Raw genomic sequence first — 13,461 nt, 5'->3', positions numbered from 1 at the left:
TTAACAGAGTCGCAACATGGCAGTAACACACTGGTCGCCAACCTACGGTAACGCGGATTTCTCACTCGAACGGCAGGAACCGCTGTACGAGGGCTTTTTTCGGATGCTGAGACTGTATCTGAAACACCGTACTTTCGCCGGGGGTGAGATTCATATCCAGCGCGAACTGTTTTACCGTGATGATGCGGTGTGTGTGCTGCTCTACGATGCCTGCCTTGATCGGGTGGTGCTGGTGGAGCAGTTTCGGGTGGGTTCGCTGGAACACCCGGATGGACCTTGGATGCTGGAGCTGGTTGCAGGTATTGTTGAGGCAGGTGAAACACCGCAACAGGTAGCGGAACGGGAAGCTGAAGAGGAAGCGGGTGCGGCGCTGGGTGAACTCGAACATATCATCCGCTTTGTTCCCAGCTCGGGCGCTACCCGGGAGTATATTGACCTGTATTGTGCGGCAGTGGATAGCAGTGTGTTAGGCGGGGATTATGGCCTGGCACATGAGGGCGAGGATATTCGTGTCCATCTGTTTGCTGCCAGTGACGCTTTTGACTTGCTACACCAGGGTAAGATCTACAATTCACCGGCCATCATTGCGCTGCAATGGTTGCAACTGAATCATCAGCGATTACGCCAGCAGTGGGGTACGCTGGATTCCGGGGAGAGTGATGAAACGTAAATATGTGCCAGACCTGAGCCGTCAGATGGCGGTGTGCGAAACCAACTACGCCCGGATCATGAAACTGATGCCTGATCTGGATCGTCGTGATGTACGCATGTATCAGATCAGTTGGCAGAATCATCATGCTGAACTCGAAATCCGGGTGGATGAACGGTTTCGTTATACCTCCACGGTAGTGATCCGGCATCGGTTTGCCAGTGATATTCCCTGGTTGGCGGCTCCCGGCATGGTGGTGCGTCTGTACCATGATGCGGCAATGGCAGAAGTGGTCTGCCTGCAGCGCAAGCAATTGTCCGGTGCCTATCCTTACCCTAACCGACAGATGCACCAGCCAGATGAAAAAGCCCAGCTTAACCAGCATCTGGGTGAATGGTTAACTGAATGCCTGCAGCATGGCCATTGTGCAGAGCTCGTGTTCAGTGGCTAAAGCGGCCCCCGTTGAACTGCTACAACTGACTGACCTGCACTTGCCGGAACAGCCAGGCACGCTCCGCCGAGGCCAGGATGCGGAACAGCGGTTTCAGCTGGCGTTGGCAGCGGTAGCCGACAGTGATGCTGACCTGTTGCTGCTCACGGGTGACCTGACTCACCATGCTCCTAGTGCCTACCGTCGTTTAGTGGATGCGGTAGCAAAGCTACCATTTCCCAGCTGCTGGATCCCCGGCAATCATGACCTGCCCGATGCCATGGCGGCATTCCCAGCACTGAATCGCAAATGGCTGGAATTTCCCCATTGGCGGGTGATTCTGCTGGACAGTACGGCAGCACCCAATGGTCTGGGTGGCGGGTCCCTGGCAGCGGCTGAACTACTGTTTTTGCAGCAGCAGTTACAGGATGCAAATGACAAACACTGTCTGGTGGTGTTGCATCATAATCCGATGCCGGTGCAGAGTGCCTGGCAGGACCGGATCTCACTCGGCAATCCCGATGCCTTCTGGCAGTGTATCGAGGCTTCACAGCAGGTCAGAGCGGTGGTGTTTGGTCATCTGCACCATCGTCGGGACGAGCGGCGGGGCGATGTTGCACTGTACTGTTCTCCGGCGACAGCACCGCAGTATCGTGCCGGTACCGAGGAGCCTGAGGATGAGCCTGATACCTACCTGGCCGCGCCAGCCTTCAGCCGTTATCGTCTCTGGCCGGATGGTAGCATAGACGTCAGTGTCACCCATTTGCCTACGGTTGAATAAGCCGTGTGTCATAATCTTGCTTGTCATGCACTGCCATGCTGGACTTGAGCGACGCTTCCCGATAACTTTCCTAGCCAGAGGAGAGTTATGACCGCACCATTTTTTATCTACGTACATGGTTTTAACAGTTCGCCCCAGTCGATGAAGGCGCAATTGTTTTTGCACTATATGCAACAGTCAGGTTGTGAAGATCAGGTGGCAATTCCCGGACTATCACACTGGCCCAGGGAAGCGATGCATCAACTGCAGGCGCTGATAGAACAACATTGGCACCGGCCGGTGATTCTGCTGGGTAGCTCCCTAGGCGGTTATTACAGTACCTGGTTGACCGAGCACTACCCTCATGTGAGGACTGTGCTGATCAATCCGGCGGTTAGGCCACATGAGCTGCTGCCGGCATACCTGGGGGAAAACCAGAATCTGTATTCTGGCGAGGTCTATCAATTGACCGAAGGGCACCTGTTACAGTTGCTGCAACTGAGGTGCGAACAGATCGCAGACCCTTCCCGCTATCTGCTGCTGACCCAGACCGGTGATGAAACGTTGGATTACCGCGAAGCAGTGGCGATGTTTGCCGATTCTCCCCAATTTATTCAGCCGGGTGGCAGTCATGGCTTTGCACAGTTCGATCAGTTGATCCCGGCGATACTTGCTTTTGCCCAAGGTTACATTGAGCTGCCACCGGCCACTCCCATTAATGTTTCTCGTTCACAGGAACCGCACTAGATGTCCAAGCAATACAACGCGGAAGCCATTGAAGTTCTCAGCGGACTGGAGCCTGTCCGGCGCCGTCCCGGTATGTACACCGAAACCGACCGTCCTAACCATCTGGCTCAGGAAGTGATTGATAACTCGGTGGATGAGGCACTGGCAGGCCATGCGCGCCAGATCGATGTGATCCTGAATAAGGACAATTCCCTGAGTGTCAGTGATGATGGGCGCGGCATGCCGGTGGATATCCATCCTGAACAGGGGGTTAGCGGGGTTGAGTTGATTCTGACCAAGCTGCATGCCGGTGGTAAATTCAATAATGATAACTACACCTATTCCGGGGGGTTGCACGGGGTAGGTGTCTCCGTGGTCAATGCACTGTCCAAACTGCTGGAAGTGCAGGTGCGGCGCGATGGTCAGGTGTATCGCATCGGCTTTGCGGACGGTGAAAAAGTATCCGAACTGGAGGTGGTTGATACCTGCGGTAAACGTAATACCGGTACCACCCTGCGTTTCCTGCCCGATGCGAGCTACTTTGACAGTCCCAAATTCAGTGTCAGTCGCCTGAAACATAATCTGCGCGCAAAGGCGGTGCTCTGTCCCGGACTCAAGATGACCTTTACCGACCTGAGCGGCAGCGCGCGGGAGAAAGAGGAGTGGTACTACGAAGATGGTCTGGTGGACTATCTCAAAGGTACCACCCAGGTTTATGAGACTGTCCCGGCAGAGCCTTTCACCGGGTCACTGCAGGGTGAAGAGGATGCGGTGGAATGGGCGGTACAGTGGCTGCCGGAAGGTGGCGAGATGACCTGTGAAAGCTATGTCAATCTGATCCCTACCGCGCAGGGCGGCACCCATGTTAATGGTCTGCGTACCGGTTTGCTGGAAGCGATGCGGGAGTTTTGTGAATTCCGTAATCTGCTGCCCCGGGGCGTGAAACTCACCGGTGATGATATCTGGGAGCGCTGCTGTTATATCCTATCGGCCAAGATGCGTGATCCACAGTTTGCTGGCCAGACCAAGGAGCGCCTCTCCTCCCGCCAGATTGCCGCTTTTATCACCGGCGCAATGAAAGACGCCTTCTCCCTGTGGCTTAACCGCCACGTTGAGGAGGGAGAAAAACTGGCCGAAGTGGTGATCAGCAACGCCCAGCGGCGGTTGCGCTCTAGTCGCAAAGTGGTGCGGAAAAAGGTCACATCCGGACCGGCGCTGCCTGGTAAGCTGGCGGATTGTTCCGGTGCCGATACCATGCAGTCTGAGCTATTTCTGGTGGAGGGTGACTCTGCCGGTGGTTCCGCCAAACAGGCCCGTGACCGTCAATTTCAGGCGATCATGCCACTGCGCGGTAAAATCTTGAATACCTGGGAGGTAGATCCCGGTGAGGTGCTGGGTTCTCAGGAGATCCATGATATCTCGGTGGCGATTGGGGTTGAGCCAGGCTCTGATGACCTGAAGGGTCTGCGTTACGGTAAGGTCTGTATCCTGGCCGATGCCGATTCCGACGGACTGCATATCGCAACCTTGCTTTGCGCCCTGTTTGTACGTCATTTCCGTCCGCTGGTAGCGGCGGGCCATGTTTACGTGGCAATGCCACCGCTATACCGGATCGATGTGGCAAAAGAGGTGTATTACGCGCTGGATGATGGTGAGCGTGATGGCATTATCGAACGGATTCGGGCCGAACGGAAAAATGCCAAAATTGGCGTGCAGCGGTTTAAAGGTTTGGGTGAGATGAACCCGTTGCAACTGCGAGAAACCACCATGTCTCCGGATACCCGCCGTCTGGTGCAGTTAACCATCGATGCCGGGGATGGCACCAACGAAATGATGGATATGCTGCTGGCTAAAAAACGCTCCCCGGACCGCAAAAGCTGGCTGGAAAGCAAAGGCAACCTAGCGGATGTATAAAACGGCACTGTTGCTACTGCTGTTGTTGAGTAGCCTGACCCCGGTGCAGGCTGCCCAACCCAAAGGCTGGTTCTACCAGCTGTTTGTGGACCGTGATTTGTGGCAGCAACAACATATCGACATTGCAGCGCGGCTGCAGAGTGGCCTGATTGCCGCTGACCATGGCAGCAGTAATATCTTTCCTGCCGGTTTTCTCAGCTTGCACGATGGTTTTGTCCTCAACCGGGCAGAGATCATTATCGAGAAGCCCCTCAATAGCCGTATCAGGCCCCGTATCGGGCCTTTCCCCGGTGCCCGTTATGATGACTGGGACTGGGGTTTCCTGCTCCAGGGACGCTATGGCGAAGACTTCAGTCGCACCTACGGTTTTGATGATGAGTGGGGCATTAATGAGGCTGAAAAACGGGTTGTCATTCTGCCCCAGTGGTTTGTGAAGGCGTATGCCCCCTGGGGCGGTGGTACTACATTACAGTTTGGCACCTGGTTTACCAACATAGGTAATGAAGTTGGTGCGCCGATTGATCCACCCAGTCCGTTTTACAGCCATGCCTATGCGTTTCTTTATGGCCCCAGTAAACACTTTGGTGGGTTGGTTTCGACCCGGTTGCCAGTTGATCAACAGTACGGCCTGTGGGGGCTGGAGTTGGGTCTGGTGCAGGGTTGGAATAACCTGCAGGATAACAATGACGATAAAAGCCTGATTACCGGTTTGCAGTGGCGCAGCCCTGATATGGCAACCTGGGTTGACCTAGAAAGTATCTGGGGCAATGAACAGTCTGAAAACGGTATCACCGATCAGGCACCCTTTATTGCCATCAGCAGCAATAACCGGAATCTGTTTCGCCAATTTCATTCGCTGACAGTCAGTCATCAGTTCGGTGCCACAAGTGACTGGCGCTGGGTATTGAACAGCGTCTATGGCCGGCAGGAAGGCGGCGATGTGCCGGCAGACAGCAATAACCCGCCCGGCTTGCCAATTGTGACTACCAGTGAATGGTATGGCTGGAATCTGAGCCTGACACATCAGCTGCGCACGGACCTGCAACTGGCGACCCGAATTGAAAAAATGTTTGACCGCCAGGGGGCGTTTTTTCTGCTGCCGGGTGGTGAATACAGTGCCTGGACCGCCAACCTGTCCTGGTACCCCCAACCCTGGTTGCGCATCCGGCCAGAGCTGCGTTATGACCAGTTTGAGGGTGAGGGACAGCCGTTTGGTGGTGCCCTGCCCAACCAGTTTAATGGCCGGGAACGCCAGCAATGGCTGTTTTCAATTGATGCGACCCTGTTTTTGTAACGCTGCACTAGCAGCGGTTTAAGCGAACGGTGAATGGATACCTATGACAATGCAAACCACCTTTGAAGGCGAAACTGAACGCCTGTCGCTGAAGGATTTTACCGAGAAGGCATATCTGGATTATTCCATGTACGTCATTCTCGACCGGGCACTGCCGCACATCGGCGATGGCATGAAGCCGGTGCAGCGCCGAATTGTGTATGCAATGTCGGAGCTGGGGCTGAAAGCCACGGCTAAATACAAAAAATCGGCACGCACCGTGGGTGATGTGCTGGGTAAATTTCATCCTCATGGCGACTCGGCGTGCTATGAAGCGATGGTGCTGATGGCGCAGCCGTTCAGCTATCGCTATCCGTTGGTGGACGGGCAGGGTAACTGGGGTTCACCGGACGATCCCAAGTCCTTTGCTGCCATGCGTTATACCGAATCCCGCTTGGCGCCCTATGCTGAGGTGCTGCTGTCAGAAGTGGGTCTGGGTACGGTGGATTGGGAACCTAACTTTGATGGCACCATGCGTGAACCTGCCATTTTACCAGCGCGACTACCGAATGTGCTGCTGAATGGCACCACCGGTATTGCGGTGGGTATGGCTACCGATATTCCACCGCATAACCTGCGCGAGGTGACTGCCGCCTGTATTCATCTGCTGGATAACCCAGAGGCTGATCTTGACCGACTATGCGAGTTTGTTCCTGCCCCGGATATGCCAACGGACGCTGAAATTATCACGCCCCGGGCTGAGTTGAAAAAACTCTATGAAACCGGACGTGGTTCACTGCGTATGCGTGCTGTTTATATGCGGGAAGAGGGTGACATCATCATCACCGCGTTACCGCATCAGGTGTCTGGCGCCAAGATATTGGAGCAGATTGCGGCGCAAATGCAGCAGAAAAAACTGCCAATGGTAAGTGATCTGCGCGATGAGTCAGACCATGAAAACCCGACCCGCTTAGTGATTGTGCCCCGTTCAAATCGGGTCGATATTGAACAGTTGATGGCACACCTGTTTGCTTCGACCGACCTGGAACGTACCTACCGGGTTAACATGAACATGATCGGCACGGATGGTCGACCGCAGGTGAAGAATCTGCAGCGTATCCTGATCGAATGGCTCAGTTGGCGAACCGGTGTGGTGCGCAAGCGCCTGCAGCATCGTCTGGATAAGGTGATGGAACGCCTGCATATTCTGGAAGGCTTGATGGTGGCCTATCTGAATATTGATGAGGTGATTGCCATTATCCGGCATGAGGACCATCCCAAGCAGGAGCTCATGCGGCGCTTTAACCTGACTGATGTGCAGGCGGATGCGATTCTTGACCTGAAACTGCGCCATCTGGCCAAGCTTGAAGAGTTCAAGATTCGTGGTGAGCAGGATGAGCTGGAGCAGGAGCGGAAAAAGCTCGAAGCCATTCTGGGGTCTGATGCTGCCATGCGTGACCTGATTAAGCAGGAGTTGACCGAGGATGCGGAAAAATATGGTGATGAGCGTCGTTCGCCGATTGTGTCGCGGGAAGAAGCTCAGGCCTTTAGCGAAAAAGACCTGCTAACGGCCGATCCTGTTACCGTCGTGGTTTCCAAGCAGGGTTGGGTACGCGCAGCCAAAGGGCATGACATCGATGCTGAAGGCCTGAACTACAAGTCAGGCGATGGCTTTAAACTGGCTTGTAAGGCACGGGCGAACCAGCCAACACTGCTGCTGGATTCCACCGGGCGCAGTTACACTCTGGATACCCATAACCTGCCCTCAGCGCGAGGCCAGGGCGAACCGGTGACCGGACGGATCAGTATGCCGAAAGGGGCGACCATTGAAGGTGCCATTGCAGGTAAAGACAGCGATAGCTTATTGCTGGCTTCGGATGCCGGTTATGGTTTTATTACCTGTGTTGGCGAGTTAACCAGTAAAACCAAAAACGGTAAAGCTGCGCTGACGTTACCCAAGAATGCCAAAGTGCTGCCGCCGTTGCCGGTGGAAGATAAAACCAGTCAACTGATTGCCACAGCAACTAATGAAGGACGTTTGCTGTTGTTCCCGGTCGCAGAACTGCCTGAGCTATCCCGGGGTAAGGGTAACAAGATCATTAATATCCCAACTGCCCGGGCGGCGTCAGGCGATGAGATTGTCGTGGCCCAGGCAGTGCTGGGGCCGGAGGACTGCCTGTTGGTGCACTCCGGCAAGCAGTTCCTGCGCCTGAAGGGTTCCGATCTGGAGCACTACCGTGGTGAGCGCGGCCGACGTGGCAACAAACTGCCGCGGGGGTATCAGCGGGTGGATCAACTGGGCGTTGAAGCCAAGGCTGCCGCAGAAGAGGATGCTGATACCTAGTTCTGATAGATCAATAAAAAGCCCGGCTTAACTGACCGGGCTTTTTATTTGAGTATTTGAATTAAAACAGGCAGTCACTGCCAGTGCCAGGATAGACATCGACATAGCCTGTACGTAGATAGCTGGTACAGGCGTTGTATTCATCTTCATTGATCAGTGCGCGGCGTGGGCCATCTAAATACTGCTCGCAAAAACCAGTGGAACCGTCCCACTGGGTTCTCAGTACCCAGTAAATACTCCCAATCGTGTCAGCAAACTGCACGGTGACGTAATCGGCAGAATCAATCATGCAGTACGGAGTCTCTCCTGCGTATCCTGCCGGAGGTGCTTGCCCGGCGTATAGATCCCAGTCACCCTCGCAGGGGCAGGGGCCATCACCGGGAGGCAGATAGACCAGACCAAAGGGGACGAAAATCGACAGATTCAGGCTGCCACCATCAGTGGTCAGGGAGAGCATGTAGTTGCCTGGTGTATTCACTGCGGCAGACACTGCGGTTGTAAACGGCAGTATCAATAATTCGGACGTGGAGTCGACGTGTATATCAGCGGCGGCTCCGCCCAACGTAACTGTCGCCGAATCCGGGTTGAGATTGGCGCCCGCCACTAAGACTTCTAAGTCGTTGTAACTCACCTTGATTGAATGGATTTCAGGTGCAGCAGCCGGTGGGTTTTTAGGCGGTGGTTTGGCTGCAAACGCCAGCTCTGGCACGGTCAAAAATAGAACAAAAAATGTCATCCAAAGCCTGGTCATATAGTGCCTCCTGCGTTACCGATTTTCGACAGGCAACCAGCATGCCTGCAAGCGCTGTCTTGATCTCAAAATGCTCTGAAAGCCAGAGGCGTTTTGGGCTTATTCGTAGGTTCCTTAGGTAATTCCCTTGACGGGGCTTTCAGTATAGTTGGTAAGTGTGGTGGGTAACGGCATAGGGTGCGGTCTTAACACGCAAATTATTCACCTTCCCTGAGATCAATGCGCTGAATGGAACAGATGAAATACTACGTTTTAAGTTACAGTCATGTTTCTGGCTGACCTGTGAGAGCTCGGCTTTTGGCCGTCGCAGGTTGTGAAAAGCTATATTCAACAATTGCTTAGCTATGATTTTGAATCAGAAAAAACACGTAAATAGTTTACAAACGGATCTGACTGACATAGTTTCCCAGCATACAATATGCTTTACAGGTGGTTCTAAATGTCGGTTTTTACGTCATTTTTTTGTCGTACGCCTTGGATTAAAAAAACTGTAATCATTTTGCTGTGTATCAGCGGTTATGTGGTAGCCGCATGCTGGTGGTATGGCAGCAGTGCGCGACAGGCTGACCGGGCCATGCAAGCTGATTTGCAGCAGCAAGTCGATCTGGCGTTACAGAAAACCCGCGCTGGCCTGGAAAGCAGAATTGAGGAACTGGAGGCCAGTATCGGCCTGTTTGTCAGCTCTAATCGTGCTGAGATAAATCAGCTGTTGGCAGACCCGACGATAGGCAGCGGTGTGTATCAGCGTCTGCTGACATTGCTCAAACAAGCCTACCCCGATGTGGTGGCATTCACTCTGGCTGATACGTCGGGTAAACCCATTCTGGAACCGATCAAAAAACTGATTGGTCAGCCCTGTGAATACGCCATTCAGATGTATGCCGCAGATGCCCAGTCTGATTATCGATCTCTGCACCCTAATCAACAGTTGACGCACTTTGATGTCATGGTCTCAGTTGACAGTGCTGCTGGCAGGGTTATCTTTTTCGCTAACTTTCTGACCCCGATTATTACGGGCACGCTGCAGCGCTTTAGCAGTCATGGTGTCGAAGTGATGCTGCTGCACCGGCAGAATCAACAGATGATTGAGTTTACTGAAGCGGGTGCCCGCGGTACCTATCGCCGTAACTGGCGTTTGCAACCCGAGGAGCAGTCACGCATTCGCGGCGAAGTGCCAATAACAGGTAGCCAGTGGAACCTTGTCGCTATGCCAGCCTTAGAGTTAGAAGCGGAGAAAGTGCAGCAGTTACAGCACGGACTGGACTCGCTGTTTACCCGGTTGTTGTTGGTCGGTTTGTTGCTGCTGGTTGTGGTTACCCTCTTGGTTAAATTGGTGTTCTTTCGTATGGCGAAGGCTGACCGCACAGAGAGTAACCGGGATCAGCCTCTGCATCATGATCCCCTTACCGGTTTGCCAGATCGGTTATTACTCATGGCGCGGATACAATTAACCTTGCAGCATTGTCAGCGTGATGATGGTCTGGCTGCGGTATTGTTTGTCGACTTGGATAACTTTGATCAACTGAATCAACAGTTAGGTGATGCTGTGGGCGATCGGGTGCTTGAGCAGTTGGCCGCCAGCCTGATTAACTTTCCCCAGGCGGATACTGTTGCTCGCCTGGCGGATGACCAATTCGCACTGCTCTTAAGCGACCTGGCCGATGCAAAAACAGCAGAGTTGATCGGTCAACAGTTACTGCAGCAGATCGCCGCAATCAGTGAACTGGAAACGCTCCCACTACCCCTAAGTGCCAGTATCGGGTTGGTATTTTATCCTCGGGATGGTGTTGATAGCGCAACCTTGCTGGAACATGCCGAACAGGCAATGTTGCGGGTTAAAACAGCGGGGGGGAATGGGGTTGCTACTTACCAGCCGGGGTCTGGTGGTCGGGGAAATGACTGAAGGCGTTTGCTTCAAGGTGTAGTCTTCAAAACGCTGACAGTTGAGGCTCCACATGCGCCGGGCAGGCAGCAGGCTCAGGGTAGATAGTGCGGTTTGCTGCTGATGCGACAGCTGTGGCGTTAACGAATAAGCTGTTGCGACGCTGCTATTTTTTACCGGGAATGGCCAGTATATTTTTTGGTTTTTTTATAAATTAGTCTTATTTTTCAGATGGTTAAGTTTTATAAACGGTTTGGCATGGTATTTGTTAGCTTGCTGTAAAATAATAACTATGCTGAAAACCCGCCATGAGCTTATATAAAAATATTGAAAAAACTTTTTTCAATTCTCTGACCAAAAAAATTGCCGGCAATGTTCTCTTTCTCTTAACTCCTTATATTGCACTGCTTTTCCTTGCCTATTATCACGCGCAGGAGATAGAGGCTGCAGTCTCGCGTCTGGGTATCAATTCTGCTCAAACAGATCTCCTGCATGAGACATTAAGGCACTTATGGCTCTCTGGTTTGATCACGGTGATGCTCGCGCTCATAAGCGGAGTGCTAACCATTTTCTTTATGCGCCATCTGTTTATGAAGCCGGTTATGGATGTGACTGAAGTGCTGAGTGGGATTAAACAGAACGATGGCGATATCTCAGCCACTCTACCGGTATATACCCATGACGAGATCTCGGTTCTGGCGGCAAACTATAATGATTTTGTCGAGAAGCTAAAGGGCATCATCGCAGACACCCGAACACGCAGTGTGAATGTTGCGCTCTCTGCTGCGCGACTGAAAAAAGTTATCGGTCAGGCCCATACCAAAGCGGGTGAGCAGGAGGAGAGTGCTCATCAGGTATTTCAGTCCAGCAGTGAGGCAACTCAGGCGATCGATGAAATTGCACAAAGCACCTTGCAGATTAGTGAAAAAAATTCCGCCAATCTGGAGGATGTGCGTGCCTCTCGTGCTGAGCTGATCAAGGTTCAGGAGCAGATCGAAGCGATTCATGATCTGGTTACACGGTTTCAGGCTACCGTGCATAGCCTACATGCTAATTCACACAACATTACCCAGATCCTGTCGATGGTGCAGGATTTTTCAGATCAGACCAACCTGTTAGCGCTGAATGCATCCATTGAAGCGGCGCGTGCCGGAGATGCTGGACGGGGTTTTGCTGTGGTGGCTGATGAAGTCAGAGGCCTGGCACAGAAGGTGGGGGAGGCGACCACCGAGATCGACAAAAATATCTCGCAGATGTCATCGCTGGTATCCGACACCGATAGCAGTGCTAAAAATATTATGGGGTATGTGGAAACTACGGGTGAGTTTATTGAGCATACCAATGGTCAGTTCAATCAGATGGTGGATGATTTCGAGCGGGTTAATAGTCAGCTTGCCAGTATCAGTGTTGCGATCGAGGAGCTGTCTTACACCAATAAAAATTCACACAAGCATGTCGAGCGGATTACCCTGTTATCGGCGGAGATCAAAGAGGAGATGGGCCGCTCTAATGACTATTCAAATGGGCTTGAGGTTTCTACTGAGGAGAGCCAAGAACTGCTATCACGGTTTATTATCGGTTACGGTGCATTTGAAGCCATTATTCAAACAGCCCGGATGTTTAAGCAGGAGGTTGATCAGCAGCTAGAGCAGTTGAATTTGAGTTGTAATCTGTTTGATACCAGCTACCAGCGTATGAACCCAAATCAGCTACCGGCTAAATTCATGACCGGTTACGTGGATAGATTCGATAGGCTGTTGCAGCCGCTTTATGATGGTTTTGTGCAGCAAAATCCTGATTTTATCTATAGCGTATTGGTGGATAAGAATGGCTATATCGGCACACACCATGCCAAAGTATCGCAGCCGATGACGGGAGACTTTATCAAGGATAATGCTAACAGCCGTAACCGGCGCATTTTTTTTGGTACCCGCTCAGAGCAACGTCGTGCAACCCATACCCAACCTTTTATGCTGCAGACCTATGTGCGTGACACCGGAGAAATTCTCAATGAGTTATCTATCCCGGTGTTTATAGAGGGCCGACACTGGGGCGCTTTGATTATCGGTTTTGATCCGCAGGTGCTGCTTCGTGCATAAGTAGAATTGGCGAGTCAGCAGGTTAGGTTGAGATATTGGGTGGGTCTTATAGAGTAGGCTGCTCCAGCGGAGTGTATTCAGAACCTTGTGCGCAACGAGGTCATCATTTCTTTGCCTCGCTGCTGTTATGGGTGCTGCGGGTCGAGCCTTCGCTTCTGATGCGTAAGGGTTTTGCCGAATCGATAGAAAAACAAAAGCCCTGCTCATCTGAGCAGGGCTTTTGTTTGGAATGCTGGTACCAGCGGCCGGACTCGAACCGGCACACCCGTTAAGGCGGGGGATTTTGAATTCACTCTTTATACTCATTTCTCGACGTTGAATAACGTTCCGCGAAGTAGATTAAAGCTCTCTATGTTGTTGATATAAAAGGCTTTGTATCTATATTCTGTCTGCGGTAGGCAATTCTGGTGTTACTCAAGATTTCTCTTGGGATGCAAAAATTACTTTCATTTGCATCCCATTTGCATCCCAGATTTTGCCGGTGAGGATGAACAAAAGGAGATCTTATGGGAGCTATATCTGACAACCGAATCAAGTTCAATAAACCGAATCTGAAAGCCATTGAGAATCGTATTAATCGAGGAGAGTTTAGGAACCTACGATCAAGCCCCTCCCTTTGAGCTATTCTGTCGA

10 protein-coding genes are annotated in these 13,461 nt (G+C 52.3%); 9 read left to right on the top strand and 1 reads right to left on the bottom strand.

Translation table 11 applies throughout. The features are described 5' to 3' along the window. Positions 1–16: 16 nt before the first annotated feature. From ACFVYJ_RS11040 to parC, 7 genes are all read left to right on the top strand, one after another. The gene (locus ACFVYJ_RS11040; protein WP_419414934.1) at positions 17–670 is read left to right on the top strand and encodes an NUDIX domain-containing protein; all 654 of its coding nucleotides are present in this window, start codon (positions 17–19) and stop codon (positions 668–670) included. Next, positions 660–1,100, top strand: coding sequence for a DUF1249 domain-containing protein (locus ACFVYJ_RS11035; RefSeq protein ID WP_419414935.1), 441 nt, complete (start codon positions 660–662; stop codon positions 1,098–1,100). Before ACFVYJ_RS11040 ends, ACFVYJ_RS11035 begins: the two co-directional genes overlap by 11 nt. Further along, positions 1,093–1,860, top strand: coding sequence for a metallophosphoesterase (locus ACFVYJ_RS11030; RefSeq protein ID WP_463255269.1), 768 nt, complete (start codon positions 1,093–1,095; stop codon positions 1,858–1,860). Before ACFVYJ_RS11035 ends, ACFVYJ_RS11030 begins: the two co-directional genes overlap by 8 nt. 87 nt (positions 1,861–1,947) lie before the next feature. Further along, entirely contained in the window at positions 1,948–2,586 is a 639-nt protein-coding gene (locus ACFVYJ_RS11025; protein WP_419414937.1) for a YqiA/YcfP family alpha/beta fold hydrolase, read from the top strand. Further along, on the top strand, positions 2,587–4,479 hold the full coding sequence (parE, locus tag ACFVYJ_RS11020) for a DNA topoisomerase IV subunit B (protein WP_419414938.1): 1,893 nt from the start codon (positions 2,587–2,589) through the stop codon (positions 4,477–4,479). Further along, the gene (locus ACFVYJ_RS11015; protein ID WP_419414939.1) at positions 4,472–5,773 is read left to right on the top strand and encodes an outer membrane beta-barrel protein; all 1,302 of its coding nucleotides are present in this window, start codon (positions 4,472–4,474) and stop codon (positions 5,771–5,773) included. Before parE ends, ACFVYJ_RS11015 begins: the two co-directional genes overlap by 8 nt. Before the next feature lie 43 nt (positions 5,774–5,816). Further along, complete coding sequence (gene parC / locus ACFVYJ_RS11010) at positions 5,817–8,096, top strand: DNA topoisomerase IV subunit A (RefSeq protein WP_419414940.1); 2,280 nt, start codon at positions 5,817–5,819, stop codon at positions 8,094–8,096. Positions 8,097–8,157: 61 nt separating this feature from the next. Here parC and ACFVYJ_RS11005 read toward each other — a convergent pair whose 3' ends face one another. Continuing rightward, a complete protein-coding gene (locus tag ACFVYJ_RS11005) occupies positions 8,158–8,847 on the bottom strand; it encodes a hypothetical protein (protein ID WP_419414941.1) in 690 nt (229 codons plus the stop codon). Between the two features lie 439 nt (positions 8,848–9,286). Here ACFVYJ_RS11005 and ACFVYJ_RS11000 point away from each other — a divergent pair, with 439 nt between their 5' ends. Beyond that, positions 9,287–10,750 carry a diguanylate cyclase domain-containing protein gene (locus ACFVYJ_RS11000; protein WP_419414942.1) on the top strand — a complete coding sequence of 488 codons (1,464 nt, stop codon included), beginning with the start codon at positions 9,287–9,289 and terminating at the stop codon, positions 10,748–10,750. A 515-nt stretch (positions 10,751–11,265) separates the two neighbouring features. After that, positions 11,266–12,828 (top strand): methyl-accepting chemotaxis protein, encoded by a 1,563-nt coding sequence (locus ACFVYJ_RS10995; protein ID WP_419414943.1) that lies wholly within the window; start codon positions 11,266–11,268, stop codon positions 12,826–12,828. Positions 12,829–13,461: the final 633 nt, after the last annotated feature.

It is taken from the genome of Pontibacter sp. JAM-7 (genome assembly GCF_048548695.2).
Lineage (GTDB): Bacteria > Pseudomonadota > Gammaproteobacteria > Pseudomonadales > Balneatricaceae > Neptuniibacter.
The sequence above is the reverse complement of the archived record's forward strand: the minus strand, read 5'-3'. Positions and strand labels throughout refer to the sequence as shown.

What these genes read in the sequence shown, in the direction of transcription:
- ACFVYJ_RS11025 (WP_419414937.1), top strand. Translation starts at nt 1,948, where the DNA reads ATGACCGCACCATTTTTTATCTACGTACATGGTTTTAACAGTTCGCCC.
- ACFVYJ_RS11015 (WP_419414939.1), top strand. Translation starts at nt 4,472, where the DNA reads ATGTATAAAACGGCACTGTTGCTACTGCTGTTGTTGAGTAGCCTGACC.
- ACFVYJ_RS10995 (WP_419414943.1), top strand. Translation starts at nt 11,266, where the DNA reads ATGCTCGCGCTCATAAGCGGAGTGCTAACCATTTTCTTTATGCGCCAT.
- ACFVYJ_RS11035 (WP_419414935.1), top strand. Translation starts at nt 660, where the DNA reads ATGAAACGTAAATATGTGCCAGACCTGAGCCGTCAGATGGCGGTGTGC.
- ACFVYJ_RS11005 (WP_419414941.1), bottom strand. Translation starts at nt 8,847, where the DNA reads ATGACCAGGCTTTGGATGACATTTTTTGTTCTATTTTTGACCGTGCCA.
- parC (WP_419414940.1), top strand. Translation starts at nt 5,817, where the DNA reads ATGACAATGCAAACCACCTTTGAAGGCGAAACTGAACGCCTGTCGCTG.
- ACFVYJ_RS11040 (WP_419414934.1), top strand. Translation starts at nt 17, where the DNA reads ATGGCAGTAACACACTGGTCGCCAACCTACGGTAACGCGGATTTCTCA.
- parE (WP_419414938.1), top strand. Translation starts at nt 2,587, where the DNA reads ATGTCCAAGCAATACAACGCGGAAGCCATTGAAGTTCTCAGCGGACTG.
- ACFVYJ_RS11000 (WP_419414942.1), top strand. Translation starts at nt 9,287, where the DNA reads ATGTCGGTTTTTACGTCATTTTTTTGTCGTACGCCTTGGATTAAAAAA.